Annotated in this window: 20 protein-coding genes and 2 pseudogenes; 13 read left to right on the forward strand and 9 right to left on the reverse strand. The window is 67.0% G+C overall.

Features of this window, described 5'->3' with window-relative positions; genetic code table 11:
* The 6 genes and pseudogenes from L995_RS05045 to fliF all read right to left on the reverse strand — a co-directional run.
* Window positions 1–628: pseudogene (locus L995_RS05045) on the reverse strand (flagellar hook-length control protein FliK); the annotation flags it as partial.
* A 3-nt stretch (window positions 629–631) separates the two neighbouring features.
* Entirely contained in the window at window positions 632–1,096 is a 465-nt protein-coding gene (fliJ, locus tag L995_RS05050) for a flagellar export protein FliJ (protein WP_016449322.1), read from the reverse strand.
* Window positions 1,097–1,152: 56 nt separating this feature from the next.
* The gene (gene fliI, locus L995_RS05055; protein WP_047469786.1) at window positions 1,153–2,571 is read right to left on the reverse strand and encodes a flagellar protein export ATPase FliI; all 1,419 of its coding nucleotides are present in this window, start codon (window positions 2,569–2,571) and stop codon (window positions 1,153–1,155) included.
* The gene (locus L995_RS05060) at window positions 2,561–3,451 is read right to left on the reverse strand and encodes a FliH/SctL family protein (RefSeq protein WP_047469789.1); all 891 of its coding nucleotides are present in this window, start codon (window positions 3,449–3,451) and stop codon (window positions 2,561–2,563) included. Before L995_RS05060 ends, fliI begins: the two co-directional genes overlap by 11 nt.
* Entirely contained in the window at window positions 3,444–4,439 is a 996-nt protein-coding gene (gene fliG, locus L995_RS05065; protein ID WP_012202571.1) for a flagellar motor switch protein FliG, read from the reverse strand. The genes L995_RS05060 and fliG overlap by 8 nt, the downstream gene beginning before the upstream one ends.
* A gap of 26 nt (window positions 4,440–4,465) precedes the next feature.
* Window positions 4,466–6,166 carry a flagellar basal-body MS-ring/collar protein FliF gene (gene fliF, locus L995_RS05070; protein ID WP_026062017.1) on the reverse strand — a complete coding sequence of 567 codons (1,701 nt, stop codon included), beginning with the start codon at window positions 6,164–6,166 and terminating at the stop codon, window positions 4,466–4,468.
* A 177-nt stretch (window positions 6,167–6,343) separates the two neighbouring features.
* On the opposite strand from fliF, the gene fliE reads away from it, so the two are divergent.
* On the forward strand, window positions 6,344–6,661 hold the full coding sequence (fliE, locus tag L995_RS05075; RefSeq protein WP_016449318.1) for a flagellar hook-basal body complex protein FliE: 318 nt from the start codon (window positions 6,344–6,346) through the stop codon (window positions 6,659–6,661).
* A 393-nt stretch (window positions 6,662–7,054) separates the two neighbouring features.
* Here the strand turns inward: fliE and L995_RS05080 are convergent, their stop codons facing one another.
* From L995_RS05080 to flgA, 3 genes are all read right to left on the reverse strand, one after another.
* On the reverse strand, window positions 7,055–7,426 hold the full coding sequence (locus L995_RS05080) for a hypothetical protein (protein ID WP_016449317.1): 372 nt from the start codon (window positions 7,424–7,426) through the stop codon (window positions 7,055–7,057).
* 76 nt (window positions 7,427–7,502) lie between these two features.
* On the reverse strand, window positions 7,503–7,823 hold the full coding sequence (gene flgM, locus L995_RS05085) for a flagellar biosynthesis anti-sigma factor FlgM (RefSeq protein WP_016449316.1): 321 nt from the start codon (window positions 7,821–7,823) through the stop codon (window positions 7,503–7,505).
* Window positions 7,824–7,901: 78 nt separating this feature from the next.
* On the reverse strand, window positions 7,902–8,666 hold the full coding sequence (gene flgA, locus L995_RS05090; RefSeq protein ID WP_047469793.1) for a flagellar basal body P-ring formation chaperone FlgA: 765 nt from the start codon (window positions 8,664–8,666) through the stop codon (window positions 7,902–7,904).
* Window positions 8,667–8,899: 233 nt separating this feature from the next.
* On the opposite strand from flgA, the gene flgB reads away from it, so the two are divergent.
* The 12 genes and pseudogenes from flgB to L995_RS05150 form a co-directional block, all read left to right on the forward strand.
* Window positions 8,900–9,313, forward strand: a complete 414-nt coding sequence (gene flgB / locus L995_RS05095; RefSeq protein WP_013800365.1) for a flagellar basal body rod protein FlgB — start codon at window positions 8,900–8,902, stop codon at window positions 9,311–9,313.
* Between the two features lie 30 nt (window positions 9,314–9,343).
* Window positions 9,344–9,748, forward strand: a complete 405-nt coding sequence (gene flgC, locus L995_RS05100) for a flagellar basal body rod protein FlgC (protein WP_016449314.1) — start codon at window positions 9,344–9,346, stop codon at window positions 9,746–9,748.
* A 34-nt stretch (window positions 9,749–9,782) separates the two neighbouring features.
* Entirely contained in the window at window positions 9,783–10,445 is a 663-nt protein-coding gene (locus L995_RS05105; protein ID WP_016449313.1) for a flagellar hook assembly protein FlgD, read from the forward strand.
* Window positions 10,446–10,485: 40 nt separating this feature from the next.
* On the forward strand, window positions 10,486–11,751 hold the full coding sequence (gene flgE, locus L995_RS05110) for a flagellar hook protein FlgE (protein WP_016449312.1): 1,266 nt from the start codon (window positions 10,486–10,488) through the stop codon (window positions 11,749–11,751).
* Window positions 11,752–11,780: 29 nt separating this feature from the next.
* On the forward strand, window positions 11,781–12,521 hold the full coding sequence (locus tag L995_RS05115; protein WP_016449311.1) for a flagellar basal body rod protein FlgF: 741 nt from the start codon (window positions 11,781–11,783) through the stop codon (window positions 12,519–12,521).
* A 22-nt stretch (window positions 12,522–12,543) separates the two neighbouring features.
* On the forward strand, window positions 12,544–13,326 hold the full coding sequence (gene flgG / locus L995_RS05120; RefSeq protein WP_012202560.1) for a flagellar basal-body rod protein FlgG: 783 nt from the start codon (window positions 12,544–12,546) through the stop codon (window positions 13,324–13,326).
* Between the two features lie 201 nt (window positions 13,327–13,527).
* Window positions 13,528–14,235 (forward strand): flagellar basal body L-ring protein FlgH, encoded by a 708-nt coding sequence (locus tag L995_RS05125; protein ID WP_012202559.1) that lies wholly within the window; start codon window positions 13,528–13,530, stop codon window positions 14,233–14,235.
* A 20-nt stretch (window positions 14,236–14,255) separates the two neighbouring features.
* Window positions 14,256–15,404 (forward strand): flagellar basal body P-ring protein FlgI, encoded by a 1,149-nt coding sequence (locus L995_RS05130; protein WP_016449310.1) that lies wholly within the window; start codon window positions 14,256–14,258, stop codon window positions 15,402–15,404.
* Entirely contained in the window at window positions 15,401–16,381 is a 981-nt protein-coding gene (flgJ, locus tag L995_RS05135) for a flagellar assembly peptidoglycan hydrolase FlgJ (protein ID WP_047469798.1), read from the forward strand. The genes L995_RS05130 and flgJ overlap by 4 nt, the downstream gene beginning before the upstream one ends.
* Before the next feature lie 14 nt (window positions 16,382–16,395).
* On the forward strand, window positions 16,396–18,360 hold the full coding sequence (gene flgK / locus L995_RS05140; protein WP_047469800.1) for a flagellar hook-associated protein FlgK: 1,965 nt from the start codon (window positions 16,396–16,398) through the stop codon (window positions 18,358–18,360).
* Window positions 18,361–18,383: 23 nt separating this feature from the next.
* Window positions 18,384–19,583 (forward strand): flagellar hook-associated protein FlgL, encoded by a 1,200-nt coding sequence (gene flgL / locus L995_RS05145; RefSeq protein ID WP_016454332.1) that lies wholly within the window; start codon window positions 18,384–18,386, stop codon window positions 19,581–19,583.
* 21 nt (window positions 19,584–19,604) lie between these two features.
* Window positions 19,605–19,866, forward strand: a pseudogene (locus L995_RS05150) (HDOD domain-containing protein); the annotation flags it as partial.

Raw genomic sequence — 19,866 nt, forward strand, 5'->3', positions numbered from 1 at the left:
CTGCAGCGGCATCGACTGCGCCAGCCAGCGCCGCCGTGTTGGCGTTCGCGGCCAGCGCCGCGCCTGCGGCATCGCCCGCTGCAGGTTGCGGAGCCATGAAGGCGGCATGCGCCACCACGCCCTGCTCCTGGCGCAAGGCCAGCATGGCGGCACTGCCCCGGCCAGACAACCAGTCGCCCGCCACGCCCTGCAGCATGTCGCGGTCGCCCTTGCCATCGAGGTGGGCGGTCTGCCCGACCAGGCTGAGCCAGGGCGCCTGGCCGTTGGCGGCCAGCAGCATGGCATCGGCCTGCGCGGAAGTGGCCATATCGGCCGTCTCCGCCTGGGGCTGCAGCGGCAATTGCGTCTGCAGCAGCCCCTGCGCCAGGCCGGACAGGTCAGCCGGATCCTTCAGGCTGCCCTGAATTGCGCCCTTGAGGTTGGCCAGCGCGCCGGCCCCTTCATCGCCGAGGACCTGGCCCAGGTCCGGCAGTCCGCCAATGCCATCCATGGCGGCCAGCAGCGAGGAAAAGCCTGCGGCCTGCTCATTGGACGGCGGCTGCGCCGCGCGCGCGGAACGCACGCCCTCCATGGTGCGCTGCATGGCGCTGCGCGCGTCGGCGCGCTGTTCGATCTGGTTGGTGGACATGCGTCATGCCTCCTGGAATGTCAGCCCGAAGCTGCGGCGGAAAAACTGGATGGCCGCACGTTCGTCGGTTTCCTTTTGCTCGCGGCGCATCTGGCCCAGCGCCAGGTCGCGGCGGCGCACCTCGACCACCTTGCGCAGGCTGCTGACCCGCAGCTCGCAGGCCATCAAGGCCTTTTGCGCGGCCTCCAGGCGGATGGCCAGGTCGGCCAGCACCCGTGTCTGCAGGCCGATGGCGTGCTGCAGGCGGTCCATGAACTGGTATTGGTGGAACATGACTTCGGGCTGCACGGACTGGTTCTGCTGCACGCCCCAGCGTGCCTGCATTTCCTGCACGTAGTGCTGCAGCTGGTCCATCTGCGCCTGCGCCGCCTGCTGCGAGCGCTGACGCTCCTGCACCGCCTGGCGCGCCTCGTCACGCTTGCGCGACGCGGCATCGATGGCCACCATCAAGGCATTCAAGGACGACATACCGGGTTTTCCTCCCTGTGTTCGCTGTTGCGTTATCTCAGTGCCGCGTCACCGCATCACTGACCACCGAGCGCGGCGGCCATGCCCGAGATGCTCTCGTCCATGGAAGCCGACTCGAACATGCTTTGCTGCAGAAAGGCCGCCATGGCCGGCTGCAGCCGTATCGCCTCGTCCATCTGCGGGTCCGAGCCCGCCATGTAGGCGCCGACCTGGACCAGGTCCCGGCCCTTCTGGTAGCGCGAATAGACAGCGCGAAAGCGCCGCGCCAGCTCGAAGTGCTCGCGCGAGACCACGTTGTGCATCACGCGCGAGGCCGATTGCTCGATGTCGATGGCCGGGTAGTGGCCCGACTCGGCCAGCGCCCGCGACAGCACGACGTGGCCGTCCAGAATGGCGCGTGCCGCATCGGCGATCGGGTCCTGCTGGTCGTCGCCCTCGGACAGCACGGTGTAGAAAGCCGTGATCGATCCCACGCCGTTGAGGCCGTTGCCGCTGCGCTCGACCAGGGCCGGCAGCTTGGCAAAACACGACGGCGGATAGCCCTTGGTGGCCGGTGGCTCGCCAATGGCCAGCGCGATCTCGCGCTGGGCCATGGCATAGCGCGTCAGCGAATCCATGAGCAGCAGCACATGCTGGCCCTTGTCGCGGAAATGCTCGGCAATGGCCGTGGCGTAGGCGGCACCCTGCATGCGCAGCAGCGGCGGCGCATCGGCCGGCGCGGCCACCACCACGGCGCGGCTGCGGTCCTGTGCGCCGAGGATGTCCTCGACGAACTCCTTGACCTCCCGGCCGCGTTCACCGATCAGGCCGACGACGATCACGTCCGCCTGGGTGTAGCGCGCCATCATGCCCAGCAGCACGGACTTGCCCACGCCCGAGCCTGCGAACAGGCCCAGCCGCTGGCCCCGGCCCACGGTGAGCAGGGCGTTGAGCGAGCGCACGCCGGTGTCCAGCGTCTCGCGCACCGGGTCGCGGTCCATGGCGTTGATGGGGTTGCGGTCCAGCAGATCGGCCGTGACGTCGGCCAGCGGCCCGCCATGGTCCAGCGGCTGCCCCTGCGAATCCACGACACGGCCCAGCAGGCCGCTGCCGATGGGCAGGCGCAGCACGCCGGCCGCCATGGACACGGGCTCTTCAGGACCGTCGCCAAAGCGCAGCGGGGCGACAAAGGGTTCGGCCGGCGTCACGATGGCGCCGCTGGACAGCCCCTGGATGTCGCCCGCAGGCATCAGGAACGCACGCTCGCCGGCAAAGCCGACGACTTCGGCCAGCACCGGGTCCTGGCCTGCCTGGCGTATCCAGCACTGCGAGCCCACCGGCACCTGCAGGCCCGTGGCCTCCAGCACCAGGCCGGTCAGGCGCGTGAGCGTACCGTGGGTTTCCAGCGGAATGTCGCTGTGCAGGCGGGCGCGGGCATTGGACAGCAGCTGCTGCCAGGGCTCGCCTGCATCGGCCAGGGAGGCATCAACCGGCATCGCGTTCTCCGTCATACCAGGTGGAGACCAGGCCCAGCGCGGCCACGGCGCGGCGCCAGCGCTTGTCCATGCCGGCATCGACCTGGGCACCGCCCGATTCCACGCGCACATCGCCCTGGGCCACGCCAGCGTCGCTGATCCACTGCACCTTGGACTGGGCGCCATGCTCGGCGCGCAGCGCCTCGTCCAGCACGGCGAAGTCGGCAGGGTTCAGGCGCACGGTGGCGGCGCGGCCGTCGGAGGCCAGCATGTCCAGCGCCTCGCGCACCACGGGCAGCAGGGCCTGGGGCTGGCTGCGCAGCTCCTGGCGGACCACCTGGCGCGCGATGTCGCAGGCCAGGTTCAGCAATTCCAGCGCCGCATCCGCCTGCAGCTGCTTGAAGCCGGCGTCCAGGCCGGACAGCAGCGCATCCACGCGCTGCGCCGTCTCGCGGCCCGTGCCGGAGACATAGTCATCCATGTGCTGCTGCCACTGCTGCCGGGCTTCCTGACGGCCTTGCTCCAGGCCCTCGGCATGGCCTTCGGCGCGTGCCTGCTCCAGCAATTCATGCAGCCGCTCCTCGTCCACGGCGGGGGTGGATGCCGCCGTGCCTGGCGCGTCGGCGTCGACATCCAGCACCATGGAATCGGCGTCCAGCCGGGGCGCATCGGAGCGCCCGGGCAGCGACAGGCTGTGGAAGCCGGACGAGGAAGCGGGTGTGCGCGCCATGCCGGCGCCACCGGGTGCAGCCTGTGCATCGGGGGCGCCCTGAATGTTCGGCAGGCCGGGCAGGCTTTGCAGGCCGCCCATGTGGTCCACGGCACCAAAGCGCCACTGCACCACCTGGCGCTCGTCAATCTCCTCGGAGGGAATGAAGCGCGAGTTCATCCCACTAGACATAGCTGTCCTCCGCGCCGCTGCCGATGGTTATCTGGCCTTCTTCGGCCAGACGGCGCACCACCTTCAGGATTTCCTTTTGCTGCGCTTCCACTTCGGACAGGCGCATCGGGCCGCGGCCTTCCAGGTCCTCGCGCAGCGACTCGGCCGCACGCATGGACATGTTGGCCAGGATCTTGTCGCGCACTTCCATCGAACCGCCCTTGAGCGCGATGATCAGCGTCTCGGACACCACTTCGCGCAGCACCAGCTGCACCGAGCGGTCGTCCAGTTTGACCAGGTCGTCGAACACGAACATCTTGTCCATGATCTTCTGGGCCAGGTCCGGGTCGTAGTTGCGGATGGTGTCCAGCACGGCCACGTCGGCATTGCCGCCGAGGTTGTTGATCATCTCGGCCGCCGTCTTGACGCCGCCCAGCGAGGTCTTGCGGATCTTGTCGCCACCGGCCAGCACCTGGAACAGCACCTCGTTGAGGTCCTTGAGCGCGGTCGGCTGAATGCCTTCCAGCGTGGCCACGCGCAGCATGACTTCGCTGCGAAAGCGTTCGGGCAGCTGCATCAGCACGGCAGCAGCCTGCTCGTGCTCCAGGTGCACCAGGATGGCAGCCACGATCTGCGGATGCTCGCCGCGCAGCAGTTCGGCCACCGACAGCGGGTCCATCCACTTCAGGCTTTCGATGCCGGAGACATCGCCGCCCTGCAGGATGCGGTCGATCAGCAGCGCGGCCTTGTCGTCGCCCAGGGCGCGCTTGAGCACCGAGCGCACATAGCCGCTGGCGTCGTCCACCAGCAGGCTTTGCGCGGCCGCGTCATCGGCAAAGCGGTTGATGACGAAGTCCACCTTCTCGCGCGAGACGCCGCGCATGTGCGCAATGGTCTCGCCGAGCTTTTGCACTTCCTTGGGTGTGAGGTGCTTGAACACCTCGGCCGCTTCCTCCTCGCCCAGGGAGACCAGCAAGATGGCGGCGTCGTTCAGGCCTCGTTCGTCCATATCTCAGCAATCCGTGTTTGGCAGGCTCAGGTGGCCTCGCCGTTGATCCAGGTCTTGACGATGTTGGCCACCGCGATCGGGTTCTGCTTGGCCAGTTGGCGCGCCTGCTCTAGGCGCACCTGCTCCTGTGTGGGAGACAGATCGACAGCGGGTCCGGCCAGCGCCGGACGGTCCAGCTGCTCGCCCTCGATGGCATTGAGCTGACCGCCCACGGCAGCCGTCTTGCGGCCCTTGAGCATGGGTCGCACCAGGCCCAGCAGCAAGATGGCGCCGAACAGGGCCAGGCCGATGGGCACGCCCAGGCTGCGGGCCATATCCAGCACTTCGGGCTGGCGCCACAGCGGCACCTCGGCCGGCGCTTCGTCCTGCACAAAGGGGGTGCTGACCAGGTTGACGGAGTCACCGCGCTCGGCGCTGTAGCCCACGGTCTCGCGCACCAGGGTCAGCAGTTGCGCCTGCTGCGCCGCCGTCAGGCCGCGCGCTGCGGCGGCAACGGTGGCGGCATCGGTGGCACCACCGGCTGCATTCGGCGCAGCGGCCGCCACCAGGGGCGCATTGATAACCACGGCGGCCGTCAGGCGCTTGATGCTGCCCGTGCTGCCGCGTGTGTGGCGCACGGTCTTGTCCACTTCGTAGTTGGTGATGGACTCGCGCTTGCTGGCAGAGCGCACGGCGTTCTGTCCATCGGCCGCCTGGGGTGCGGGATTGGCGCCATTGACCGGCGCGGACGCGTTCTGGGGCGGCTGGTTGCTGGTGGCGCCGGGGATGCCGGTGGGCTGGGGCGGCTTTTGCTCGCCCGTGCTCTCCACCACCTGCTGGCTGCGCACCACGCCCGCGTCGGAGGACTGGTTGGGGCGGTGCTGCTCCGAGGTCGATTCGGTCTGGCTGAAATCCATCTCGGCCGAGACCTGGGCCTTCACATTGTTCTTGCCGACCACAGGCTCCAGGATATCCAGGATGCGGCGCACGTACTGCTGCTCGATCTGCTGGGTGTAGTTCAGCTGCTGCATGTCCACGGCGTTGGCGTTGCCGTCGGGCGACTGCGACAGCAGCTTGCCCGAATCGTCGAGGATGCTCACGGCCGTGGGCGCCATCTCGGGCACGCTGGAGGCCACCAGGTGCACGATGCCCGCGATCTGCGTGCGGTCCAGCACGCGGCCGGGGTACAGGCTCAGCAGCACCGAGGCCGAAGGCTTTTGCTGCTCGCGGAAAAAGCCGTTCTGATTGGGCAGGGCCAGATGCACGCGTGCGCTTTGCACGGCGGCCAGGGCCTGGATGGAGCGCGTCAGCTCGCCTTCGAGGCCGCGCTGGAAATTCAGGCGTTCCTGGAACTGGGTGATGCCGAACTTGCTGTTTTCCATCAGCTCGAAGCCCGTCACCGAACCCTTGGGCAGGCCCTGGGTGGCCAGCTTCAGGCGCACATCGTGCACGCGGTCGGACGGGATGAGGATGGCGCCGCCGCCTTCCGTGTAGCGGTATGGCACGTTCATCTGCGACAGCTGGGCGACGATGGCGCCACCATCCTTGTCGCTCAGATTGGAGAACAGCACCTTGTAGTCCGGCTGGCGGTAGAACATGGCCGCCGCCCCCACGGCGACAACCAGCAGCACGGCGATCGCGCCCCAACGCAGGCGCTGGCCACGGTCCATGGCCGTCCAGCGCTGCTGCAGGGCAGGCTGGGGGACGGGAGTGGCTTGGGGGACAGGGATTTCAGCGACAGCAGACATCTTGGTTCCAGGTGTTCGAGCCCTGCACACACAGGACCCTAGCGTGCTGTCGATTATTCGAAGTCCGCCGCTTCACATTCGCCCGATAAGCGCGCCGTTTGACCTTCTATTTGCCCGGATGCGAAAACCCTGCCGACCTACGATCTCGTCATCTTGCTAACTCCGATGGAATGTGTCATGGACCTTCGCATCCCCAGTACCACCTCTCCCCTGTACGGCACCCAGCTCCCCAAAGGCGTGGGCGCAGGCGACGCATCGACCAAAGTGGCGGCTGGCGGCTTCAGCCAGGCCCTTCAAGGCGCGCTGCAGTCCGTCAGTTCAGCCCAGAACCACTCCAGCCAGCTGCAGCGTGAAGTGCAGCTGGAGAACCCGGCCGTCAGCCTCGAAGAAACCATGATCGCCATGCAAAAGGCACAGATCGGCTTCCAGGCCACGATGCAGGTGCGCAACCGGCTCGTGCAGGCCTATACCGACGTGATGAACATGCAGGTCTGAGGACGTCCGGCCCCGGCCGGACCCTCTTTGCCCACCCAGACCGCAGACCGCAGACCGCAGACCGAACAGCATTTGCGCGCACCATCGCATGGCTGCGTCTTTCCGGCACGCGCAGGATCCGGCCTTCTTCAAGGCGTTGTTCCGCTTTCGCCGAACCGGGCCTTTGCCCACCCTCCCCATTCCTGGCCGCCCGTCACCGCACGGCCCAAAGCCCCCGTCTTTTTCAGCAAGCGTGACCTCCTCCCGCGCATGGAGGGTCGCCTGCCGATGCGCAGCCCTGCCTGCACCGGCCGGCAGGCGCGTCACGCCGACGCCACCCCGGAAAAGACAAAACCCTCGGGCACGCGTGCCGGAGGGTTGATCAGGACAGGAAAAAGGAAGACGGAGGCTGCTTCAGCTGGCCGAGTGGTAGATGCGCGCCTTGCCCGGTCCGGCGTGAGGGTGTCCATACAGGTCACGTCCATACGTGGCCTGGTCCGAAGCCTGGGGAATCAGCGCCGCCGCCTGGTGCTGGGCCACCACCGCCATGCGCGCCAGCTGGTCGCGCTGCATGGCCATCTGCTCGCCCAGTGCCTGGGCGCGCTCGCGCAGCTCCTGCGTCCAGTCGGCCGCGCTGAAGCGGCGGGCCAGTTCGGAAAACGCCGCCATGGCATCGCGCAGCCGGGTGCTGGACTGCTCCAGCGCGACCGCATCCTTCGATTGCAGCGAGGCGGACACCATCCGGACCACCGCGTCCAGGGAATCGAGCATCTCGCTGAGAGTCATGGGACAGGCCTTGCTGAAAAAAGAAAGCGCGTGCTCGCGCCGGAAGGAAAAAACCGAGAAAGAACCGAACCCGCGCTCAGACGCGCGAGTGCGAGAGGAATTCCTCGGAGTTGGCCAGCAGCTTGTCGGCCACGGCGTCGGCGTTCACGCGGAAGGTGCCGTTGGCAATGGCTTCGCGGATTTCCTTGACGCGGTTGGCATCGAAGTCGGCGGTGGCACGACCAGTTTGGTCCAGTGCGCGGGCCGAGTTCGAGAACGACACGGGAACACCGGCCGCCTTGGCAGGCTGGGCCTGTGCGGAGGATTCCTCGCTGGCAATGGCGCTGGCTGTCTTGGGCTGCTTGGCGGCGGCCTGGGAGGCAGCGGCGGGCAGTTCCGGTTTTTGACCTATCTTCATCTTGATTCTCCAATCGCCCTGGCGGCGTAAGGCGCTGTGCCTAGCTTTCGACTGCCTGGAACAAAACTTGAGGTTTTTTTACTGCACCAGCACCACGCCCTCGGGATTCACCACCCCGGAGATGAGCCGGCCATTATCCATGCGAACCCGCACGGTCTGGCCTTCGCCGGCGGCAGACATGGCCTTGCCCGACGATGTGACGGAAAAACCACCACCATTGACCAGAACACGCACTTCGGCACCCACCGCGAACAGCGCCGGCGTGCGCAGCATGTTCTGGCGCAGTGTCTGGCCTGCGGCCAGCGGGCGGGAAGCCACCAGGCCCACCCAGTCCTGCTGGTTGGCGTAGACGGCGGCCGAATCCTCGGCCCAGTCCACCTCGGCCTGGACGGCGTCGTCGGCCGACAGCGGGCGGCCCGAAGGCACGCCGTTTTGCAGCACCCAGGCAGGCCCCCAGGCCTTGACCGTGAGGGGCAGGAACACATTCCAGGCCACGGCGCCCTGCAGGCAGCGCAGGCCCAGGCGGGTACGGCCCCACAGGCGCGAGCCTGCGGGCAAATAGGGCTCGACCTTGGCGCAGGCGGCCAGGCGCAGGCGGGGATCGAGCTGGCCCATCTGCACTTCCATGCGCAGGGGCAGGGCGCCCGCACCGGCCATGCCCTGCTGCAGGGCCTCGTCGGCAAAGCGCTGGCCGATCTGGCTGAGCTGGGCCGCGCCATCGGGCGCGTTCTGCGCGAACGCGCTGCCTGCCAGCGATGCTCCAGCGGCGAGCGCAGCGCATGCGGCGGCGCGGGCGAAGGCTCGGGCGGCGGAAGGCGGATGGGCGGTGCTGAAGTTCGACATGGCTGGGGCTCCTGACTTGCTCCGGCACCCGTCAGGATGGGCGGGATACATGGAGCGATGCCAGCAAATATAGGGCGGGCGCCGTTTTCCGAAGCGCCGAACTGCGCAGGCAAACGCGCTTTCTTTGCGCTTTAGCGTTCGGGCCCGATTTCCATAATCGACGCATGCCGCAGTCCGTGGGCTGCCGCCATTTCGTCAACCGATCACCGCAAATCCCAGAGGGCGAGGCCGACATGCTCGACAAGATGACTGAACGACTGGACTTCCAGAGCAAGGCGCTGGTGCTGCGCGCCGAGCGCCAGCGTGCAATCGCCAGCAACATCGCCAATGCCGACACCCCGGGCTATGTGGCACGCGACTTCAATTTCCGCGAGGCGCTGACGGCCGTCACCTCCGGCCCCTCGCCCATGACGCTGGCCAGCGTCAGCCAGGGCGGCCACATTCCGCTGCCTGCCGCCGCCTCGGGGCAGAGCGCGCAAAGCCATCTCGGCTACTCGGTGCAGGCCCAGACCAACATGGACAACAACACCGTGGACCTGGACCGCGAACGCGCCAACTTCGTCGACAACGCCGTGCGCTACGAAGCCACGCTGCGCTTTCTGAACGGCCAGGCCAAGACCATGCTGTCGGCCATCCAGGGCCAGTAAGCCGGCGCCACAGACCACAGGAGCTTTCCCATGTCCATGTTCTCCATCTTCAGCATCTCCGGCAGTGCCGTCAGCGCCCAGTCCCAGCGCCTGAACGTCGTGGCCTCGAACCTGGCCAACGTCGATGCCGTGGCCGGCCCCGACGGCAAGGCCTACCAGGCGCGCCAGGTGGTCTTCCAGACCGTGCCCATGGGCGAGGAAGGCTCCTCGGGCGTGCGCGTCAGCGCCATCAGCCAGGACAACACGCCGGGCCGCCGCATCCACGATCCCCAGCACCCGCTGGCCGATGCCGAAGGCTATGTGACGCATTCCAACGTCAGCGCCGTGGACGAGATGGTCAACATGATCTCGGCCTCGCGCTCCTACCAGAACAACGTCGAGGTCATGAACACGACCAAGTCGCTGCTGCTCAAAACCCTGCAGATGGGCCAGTGAGCCCCGTCCGCACCACATTCCAGGAGCCACTCCCATGATCTATGGCGCAGGCAGCGTAGCCAGCACGGCCGACCTCAACAGCAAGAACACCACGAGCAATTCGAACACCGACCCCGCAGCAGCGCAGGACCGCTTCCTGAAGCTGCTGGTCGCGCAGTTGAACAACCAGGATCCCATGAATCCCATGGACAACGCGCAGATGACCTCGCAGATGGCGCAGATCAACACCGTCACCGGCATCCAGCAGTTGAACAAGACCATGGAAAGCATGGCCGGCCAGTTCACGGCCATGCAGGTGCTGCAGGGCACGCAGATGATCGGCCGCACCGTGCTGACCGAGGGCAACACCCTGGGCGTGGGCAAGGAAAAGTCCTATACGGCGGCCTTCGACCTCGAAGGCCCGGCCGCCGATGTCAAGGTGCAGATCACCACGGCCGGCGGCGAGCTGGTGGACACCGTCGAGCTGGGCAGCGGCACTGCGGGCCGCAACTACTTCACCTGGGACGGCAGCAAGTACACGGGCGATGCCAGCCAGCTGCGCTACACGGTGCAGGCCACGAATGCCGACAAGGCCGTGGCCTCGACCACGCTGTCGCCCCACGCGGTGCTTGCCACGGGCACCACCGACGGCAAGCTGACGCTGGAGCTGGACGACGGCACCAACGTCGCCTACACCTCCGTCAAGGCCGTGTACTGAACACCGCACCAAACACCCCAAACCATCGCAGGAGCACACCATGGGATTCCAACAAGGCCTCTCGGGTCTGAACGCCGCCAGCAAGAACCTGGACGTGATCGGCCACAACATCGCCAACGCCAACACCACGGGCTTCAAGTCCTCGCGCGCCGAGTTCGCCGAGGCCGTGGCCAGCGCCGTCGGCTCGGCCAGCGGCCAGAACAGCGGCATCGGCGTCAATGTGGCCGCCGTGACCCAGCAGTTCCGCCAGGGTCCGATCACCACCACGGGCAACAACCTGGACGTGGCCATCAACGGCAACGGCTTCTTCGTCGTGCGCCAGCCCGACGGCAGCACGGCCTATACGCGCGCCGGCAACTTCGGCCTGGACAAGCAGGGCAACCTCAAGACCGTGCAGGGCGACAACGTCATGGGCTACCCCGTGGACGCCACCACGGGAAAGGTGCTGGCCGGCGGCCAGCCCGTGCCCATGGTCTTCCCCTCGGGCCAGCCGATCGCGGCCAAGACCACGACCAAGATCGACGTGAATCTCAACCTCGATGCCCGTGCCACCGTGGCTGCAGGCGATGCCACCAAAACGCCACCGATCCCGGCCACTCCTCGCGCCACCTATGGCACATCGGTCAATGTCTATGACAGCCAAGGCGTGGCCACACCTGTGCAGATGTACTTCGAGAAGGACGCGACCGCCAATACCTGGAAGGTCTATGACGGCCTTGATGACCCTACGGCAAACCCGCCCAAGACAGCGACCTTGCTGGCAACACTGACCTTTGACGCTGCAGGCAAGCTCAAGACAGTCGCTCCCAGCCCTGCGGTTGCCTCCATCCAGACCAACAATCCCAATTCGCCAACCCCGGGCTCCGTCAGTGTGACGCTGGACTTTTCCAATGTCTCCCAGTTCGGCACCAAGTTCGCGGTCAGCAGCCTCAAGCAGGACGGCTATACCGCTGGCGCGCTCACCGGCATCAACGTCGGCAACGATGGCTCCATCGTGGCCACCTACTCCAACGGTGTGACGCGCACCGAAGGCCAACTCGCCCTGGCCGCCTTCACCAATACCCAGGGACTGGGTGCCGTGGGCGACAACAAGTGGGTGGAGACCGCCGATTCGGGCCCGGCGCTGAACGGCACGGCCGAGTCGGGCACCTTCGGCTCGCTGCGTTCGGGCGCGCTGGAGGACTCCAACGTGGACCTGACCGCCGAGCTGGTGAACATGATGACCGCGCAGCGCGCCTACCAGGCCAATGCCCAGACCATCAAGACCCAGGACCAGGTCTTCTCGACCCTGGTGAACCTGCGCTGATAGCCAAGAACTGAGTCAGGAGAGCCGGCATGGACCGCATCATCTACACCTCCATGACGGGCGCCAACGCAGCGGCGCAGCGTCAGTCCGTGCTGGCCCACAACCTGGCCAATGCCGGCACCAATGGCTTTCGGGCCGAAATGTCCACCTTCCGCTCCGTGCCCCTGCAGGGCAGCGGCGCGGGCACGCGCGTGTTCGCGCTGGAGGCGACCTCCGGCTACGTGGACACGCCCGGCCCCACCCAGCGCACGGGCCGCGCACTGGACGCCATGGCCATGGGCCGCGCCTGGTTCGCCGTCCAGGGCCTGGACGGCCAGGAAGCCTACACACGCAACGGCGTGTTCGAGGTTTCCCCCGAGGGCCAGCTGGTCAACAGCAACGGCCAGGCCGTGCTGTCGGACGGCGGCGGCCCCATCGACATTCCGCCCGAGTCCACGATTTCCCTGGGCTCCGACGGCACGCTGACCGCCAAGACCGGCAACCAGCTGCCCGTGGCCGTGGGCCGCGTCAAGCTGGCCACGCCGGCCGAGGACGCTGCGCTGGTGCGCGGCAACGACGGCCTGTTCCGCACGGGCAACGGCGAGCCGCTGCCCAACGACGAGAACGCCCGCCTGCTGTCGGGCGCCATCGAAGGCTCGAACGTGAATTCGGTGGAGACCATGGTCGGCATGATTGCCGCCGCCCGCCAGTTCGAGACCCAGATGCGCCTGCTGCAGACCGCAGAAACCAATGACAAGACGGCCAGCCAACTCTTGAGCATGAACGGCTGAAAGCACTGAAAAGGAAAACGCCATGATCAATTCGCTGTTCATCTCCAAGACCGGCATGGAAGCCCAGCAGACCCAGCTGGACGTGATCTCCCACAACCTGGCCAACGTCTCGACCACGGGCTACAAGCGCGCCAGCGCGGTGTTCGAGGATCTGATCTACCAGAACCTGCGCCAGTCGGGCGCCCAGACCACCGAGCAGAACCAGCTGCCCACGGGTCTGCACCTGGGCCTGGGCGTGCGCACGGTGGCCACCTCGCGCAATTTCCTGCAGGGCGCCCTGCAGCAGTCCAACAATGCGCTGGACGTGGCCATCGACGGCAACGGCTTCTTCCAGGTCAACATGCCCGACGGCACCACGGCCTATACCCGCGACGGCTCCTTCCAGGTCGATGCCCAGGGCCAGCTGGTGACTGCCAGCGGCATGCCCATCGCCAACGGCGTCACCATTCCCCAGGGCGCGACCAAGGTGTCTATCAGCCCCGAGGGCGTGGTCAGCGTGACCATGGCCGGCCAGGCCGCGCCCCAGCAGGTGGGCAACATCGCGATGAGCCAGTTCATCAATCCGGCCGGCCTGGAGCCGCGCGGCCAGAACCTGTTCACGGAAACCGCTTCCTCGGGCCAGCCCCAGCAGGGCCAGCCCGGTGTCAACGGCATGGGCATGATCAAGCAGGGCTACCTGGAAGGCTCGAACGTGAACGTGGTGCAGGAGCTGGTGACCATGATCCAGACCCAGCGCGCCTATGAAATGAATTCCAAGGCCATCCAGACGTCGGACCAGATGCTGGCCAAGCTGGCGCAGTTGTAATTGATCTCTCCCCCTGAGCGGCTTCGCCGCTTCCCCCTCTCTACTCGCTTCGCGAGGGAGGGGGACGACGCCCTCGCTGCGGGGCGGCCCTTGCTCGGCGTCCCTGACCTGGGCCGCGCCGGACTCTGGGGTCGCGCCACATGCCTATGGCTCGCCAGGTTCATGCGAAGCATGGATCACTGAAACACCGGGAACATCGCCATGACCCAACGAACCTTCTCCCTTTCCGCGACGGGCACGTGCCTGGCGCTGGCGGCAGTCCTGTCGGGCTGCACGACGCTCAATGACCCGCCACCGGTGGACATGCCGTCCACGGCGCCGCCGGTGCTGCCGCAGCCCGCCCCGGTGGCGGGCAGCCCCACGGGCAGCCTGTTCAACGCGGCCAGCTACCGGCCCGGTTTCGAGAACCGGCGTGCGCGCCTGGTGGGGGACCTTGTGACGGTGCAGATCGTGGAGCGTGTGACGGCCAGCCAGAAGTCGGATTCGGGCCTCAAGCGGTCCAACAAGACCACGGCCGGGATTTCGGCGCTGCCGCTGTTTTCGGGCAATGCGCTGGCCAATCTCAAGGACCGCTCCAACATCGGCTTCAACAACAACAACGACTACACGGGCTCGGGCTCGACGTCCAGCGACAACACGTTCACGGGCGCCATCAGCACGACGGTGGTCGATGTGCTGCCCAACGGCCATCTGGTGATCGCCGGAGAAAAGCAGATCGGCGTGAACCACAACGTGGATGTGCTGCGCTTCACGGGCACGGTGGACCCGCGCACCATGCAGCCCGGCAGCCTGGTCGCATCGACCCAGGTGGCCAACGTGCGCGTGGAATCGCGCAGCCGCGGGCAGGCCGGGGAAGCGCAGTCAATTGGCTGGTTGTCCCGGTTCTTTTTGAACGTTATGCCGTTCTGATTCTCCGGAGAATGGACAGCATGAAAGTACTGTCCATGCTCCTGACATTGCGCCAAGCGCAGCGCCCCTTCTGGGTTGCAGCCGCCCTCGGCGCCAGCATGCTGACCCTGCCGGCGCATGCAACACGCATCAAGGAGGTCGCTGCCATCCAGGGCGTGCGCAGCAACCAGTTGACCGGCTACGGTCTGGTGGTCGGCCTCGACGGCACGGGCGACCAGACCACCCAGATGCCCTACACCAAGCAGGCCCTGGCCAACTACCTGGAGCAGATGGGCATCTCGCTGCCCGCCACAGGCAACGCGGGCCAGCTGCAGCTCAAGAACGTGGCGGCCGTGATCGTCACCGCCGAGCTGCCGGCCTTTGCCCAGCCAGGCCAGACCATCGACGTGGTCGTCTCCTCCGTGGGCAATGCCAAGTCGCTCAAGGGCGGCACCCTGGTGACCACGCCGCTGCGCGGTGCCGACGGCGAGATCTACGCGCTGGCCCAGGGCAACCTCGTGGTCGGCGGCGCCGGCGCCTCGGCCGGCGGCTCCAAGGTACAGATCAACCACCTGAGCGCAGGCCGCGTGCCGCAGGGCGCCCAGGTCGAACGCGCAGTTCCCACCCCCATCAACGAAGGCGACAGCATCACGCTGGGCCTGAACGCCACCGATTTCCAGACCGCCGACAAGGTGGTGCGCGCCATCAACCAGCGCATGGGCCAGGGCGTGGCGCAGGCGCTGGACGGGCGCACCGTGCGCGTATCCGCGCCCCAGGACCCGGGATCGCGCGTGCGCATGATTGCCGAGATCCAGGAGATGCCGATCGAGACCTCCAAGCCCTCGGCCAAGGTCGTGATCAACGCACGCACGGGCTCCATCGTGCTCAACCAGGCCGTGACCCTGGGCCCCTGCGCCATCGCCCACGGCAACCTGGCCATCACCATCAGCACCACGCCGGTGATCAGCCAGCCCGGCGCCTTCTCGCAGGGCCAGACCGTGGTGGCCCAGAAGTCCGATATCCAGATCAAGCAGGAGCCCGGCAACATCATCAACATGCCCGGCTCCCCGCAGCTCACCGACGTGGTGCGCGCACTCAACACGCTGGGCGCCACGCCCCAGGACCTGCTGGCCATCCTGCAGGCCATCAAGGCCGCAGGCGCTCTCAACGCCGAACTGGAGGTGATATGAGCATCGCACTTCCCAATGGATCGCAGACTGCGGCCAGCAATGCGCTGGCGGCCGACGCCCGGTCCCTCAACGCACTCAATTTCGCGGCCGGCGAGAACAGCCCGCAGGCCGCGAAGGAAACCGCCAAACAGCTGGAATCGCTGTTCATGCGCGAGATGATCAAGAGCATGCGCGAGGCGACCATGAAGTCCGGCCTGCTCGACAGCGCACAGGGCAACCTCAGCACCGACATGCTGGACCAGCAGCTGTCGGTGGCCATGTCGGGCCAGCCCGGCGGACTGTCGGATGCCATCACGCGCCAGCTGGCCCGCACCATGGGCTCGGAAGCCGCCGAGGATGCCGAGATCTCCGTGCCCTCCACGCTGAGCATGAGCCGCATCGCCTGGCGCAGCACGGCCACCAATGCCAATGGCGCCGCTGGCGGCACCGCTGCCATCGGCGCCTGGAGCGGCAGCCGCAGCAGCGCGGCCCAGTCCGTCAACGCCTACGCACCCGCGCCCAAGGGCCGCGACAACTTCGTGGCCCACCATGGCGACGCCGCGGCGCGCGTGGCGCAGGAAAGCGGCATTCCGGCCGCCTTCATGCTGGGCCAGGCCGGCCACGAGACCGGCTGGGGCAAGAGCGAGATCAAGAACGCCGATGGCAGCAATGCCCACAACCTCTTCGGCATCAAGGCCGGCAAGGGCTGGACGGGCAAGGTCGCCGAGGTCACGACCACCGAATACATCGACGGCGTGGCGCGCAAGGTCACGGCCAAGTTCCGCGCCTACGGCTCCTACGAGGAGTCCTTCCGCGACTATGCGCGGCTGATCACCAGCAATCCGCGCTACGAGAAAGCCATGGGCAAGACCGACTCGGCCCTGGCCTATGCGACCGAGCTGCAGAAAGCCGGCTACGCCACCGATCCCGAATACGCCAGCAAGCTCAGCCGCGCCATCCAGAGCGCCGTTCAGAGCGCGGCACGCGCACAAGCCTAAACCGAGAACACGCCATGAGCCTTTTGAACGTCGGATCCCGCGCCCTGATGGCGAATCAGATCGCCCTGCAGACCACCGGCCACAACATCGCCAACGTCAACACGGCCGGCTACTCGCGCCAGAGCGTGGCCTTCCAGACCTCGCCGGGCCAGAACATGGGCAGCGGCTACATCGGCAATGGCGTGGATGTGAACACCATCCTGCGCAACTTCAACGATTTGCTGAACCGCCAGGCGGCCACGGCCAGCGCCGTGTCGGCGGCCGATTCGGCGCGCGCCACCTCGCTGGCGCAGATGCAGGAAGTGTTCAGCGGCGGCAAGACCGGCCTGGGCGCGGCCATCACGGACATGATGAATTCGTTCGGCGATGTGGCCGGCGCGCCCACCGACCCGTCGGCACGCCAGGTGGCGCTCACGCGCATGAACGAGCTGGCGGCGCGCTTTCGCTCGGCATCGGCCCAGCTCGACGAGCTGGACTACAGCGCCAAGCAGCAGATGGGCAACGATGTGACCGTGGTCAACAGCCTGGCTGGCCAGGTGGCCACGCTCAATGCGCAGATCAGCCGCTCCATCGCCTCGGGCCAGACGCCCAACGACCTGCTGGACCAGCGCGACCAGCTGGTGCGCAATATCAACAAGTATGTGCAGACCAGCCAGATCCCCGCGGACGACGGCACCATCAGCCTGTTCGTGGGCGGCAGCCAGCCGCTGGTGCTGGGCTCCAGTTCGGCCCAGCTCACGCTCAAGGAGGCCACGGAGTTTCCGGGCAGCGGCAAGATGGCCCTGTACTTCCAGCAGCCCGGCGGCCAGAGCGTGGAGCTGACGCCCTCCATGCTGGGTGGCGGCGAGATCGCCGGCCTGCTGCAGTTCCAGGGCAGCGACCTGACCGAGGGCCGCAACCTGCTGGGCCGCATGGCACTGGCCATCGGCGACACGCTGAACCAGCAAAACAACCTCGGCCTGACGCTGTCGGGACAAAGCGGCAGCAATCTGTTCAAGCTGTCCATGGTCAGCAACGGCTCGACCACGGGCGCCCAGTGGACAGGTGCCACCACGCCGACAACCACGGTGGTCGATGCCAGCCAGCTCAAGGCCTCCGACTACCAGGTCGTCTTCGGCAGCACGGCCCCAGCGGGCAAGGTCATCCGCCTGTCCGACGGCAAGGTCACGGACTTCACCGACATGGCCGACCTGAGCTCCAAAGAGATCGACGGCCTGCGCTTCGACCTCAAGGCCGAAGGCGTGCAGGGCAACTCCATCCTGTTCCGCCCCATGGCGGCAGGCGCCCACGACATCCAGGCCGCCGTGCACTCGCCCAACGACCTGGCCGTGGCCAACCCCGTGGCCGCCAGCATCAAGTCCCTGGGCGACGCCACGCTGCAGATGGGCGGCATCCAGGTCAGCGCGGGCTTCGACCTGTCGACCTTTGCCGGCGCCGAGGTGTCGTTCAGCAAGAACGGCGCCGGACAGCTGGAGTACACCATCACCCCGGCACCGGCAGGCGGCATCCCGGCCACGGGCCTGTACACCTCCGGCCAGGCCATCCAGCTGGCGCCGGGCCTGCAGGTCAAGATCACCGGCACGCCCGCCATCAACGGAACCAACAGCGACAAGGTCACGCTGGGCAAGGCCACCGATCCGCAATACGGCACGGCCTACCAGCGCGATGCCGGCAATGCCAGCTCCTTCCTGGCGCTGCGCGACAGCAAGCTCTTCGATGGCTCGACCACGCTGAGCGACGGCTTTTCCACCGCCATGGCCCAGGTGGGCACCCGCACACAGAGCGCGCAGTACGCGGCCAAGCTGTCCGAGACCATCGCCAAGAACCTGGAAGCGGACCGCACGGCCGTCTCGGGCGTGAACCTCGACGAAGAGGCCGCCAAGCTGCTGCAGTACCAGCAGTCCTACCAGGCCTCGGCCAAGATGCTGCAGGTCGCGCAAAGCATTTTCGACAGCGTTCTGCAGACCGTGGGCCGCTGATCACAGGACAGGAGCATTCCACCATGAGCATCTCCCGCATTGGCACGGCCAACATGTACGAAAGCACCATCAACAACCTGAACTCGCGCAACACGAGTCTGGTGGACCTGATGGAAAAGACCACTTCCGGCAAGCGCGTGGTGCGCGCCAGCGACGACCCCGTGGCCGCCGCCCAGGCCGAGCGCGCGCTCACGCGCATCTCCCGCTCGGAAAACGACCAGCGTGTGCTGGGCCTGCAGCGCGATGTGATGGCCCAGGGCGAATCCAAGCTGGGCACCGCCCACGACGCGCTCAAGGACTTCCGCGACCTGATCCTGCAGTCCGGCAACGGCTCCTATGACCAGAAGGCGCGCGATGCGCTGGTGCAGCAGCTCGAAAGCATACGCAACCAGGTGCTGAGCTACGCCAATGCCAAGGACTCCAACGGCCTGCCCATCTTCCGCGGACTGGGCAGCAAGGAAGACCCTCTCACCAACGGCAACCCCGGCACCAATTCCCAGCTGCAACCGGGCCAGGCCACGGGCAGCGAAAACGGCCTGCCGCTGGCGCTGGACGGCTTTGCGACCTGGATGAACGTGCCCACGGGCAACGGCGTGTTCGCCGTGACGCGCCAGTCGCCCACGGGCAGCTCGGCCTATGCCGACCTGGGCACGGTGTCGGACCCCAGCGCCATCACGGGCGCCAGCTACACCCTGAATTTCACCAAGGACGCCACGACGGGCGCCCTGAGCTACACCGTCACCTCCGGTGGCACGACCGGCCCGGCCGTTCCCTACACGGCCGGAGACACCATCACCGTGGGCGGCATGTCGATGAAGATCTCGGGCAACCTGGCCACGGGCGACAGCTTCACGCTGGGCCCCAGCCAGCGCACCGACCTGTTCAGCGTGCTGGACAACGTGATCGCGGGCGTGAAGAACGGCGCCACCGATGCCGGCGCCATGCAGCAGGCGCTGGGCCGCGGCCTCAACGAACTCGACGCCGGCATGAGCCGCGTCCAGGCCATGCGCAGCTTCGCCGGCGACCAGCTCAACCGCGCCGACCGCCTCGAAGACGACATGAAGAACCAGGCGGACCAGCAGGAAGCAGCGCGCTCGCGGGCCGAAGACATCGATATGATCAAGGCCCTCTCCGATGTGGACATGCAGAAGGTGGGCATGCAGGCGGCCTTGCAGTCCTACGCCTCGATCCAGAAACTGTCACTGTTCAACTTCATCAACTGATAACTGCCCGCGCATGCATCCATGGTCCAGTCCGTCCTGAGCTCTCTGACCCTCGGCTATAGGCCGCTCTGGAACCAGGCCCGCCGTCTGGCGGGCGTGCAGCTTTATCTTCACGAGGAGCCCGGCGTCCAGGCCGACGTGGCCCACCTGCTGCGCATACTGCGCGAGACCTGGGGCACGCAGTCGCCGCCGGTGCTGCTGTCGCCCCAATCCCGCCAGGTGCTGTGCGACCTGCTGGAGAACGCCTCCAAGGGAAGCCCCTGGATCGAGGTACGCGACGCGG

The sequence above is a fragment of the Delftia sp. ZNC0008 genome, from assembly GCF_000799035.1.
Classification (GTDB): Bacteria; Pseudomonadota; Gammaproteobacteria; order Burkholderiales; family Burkholderiaceae_C; genus Comamonas; species Comamonas tsuruhatensis.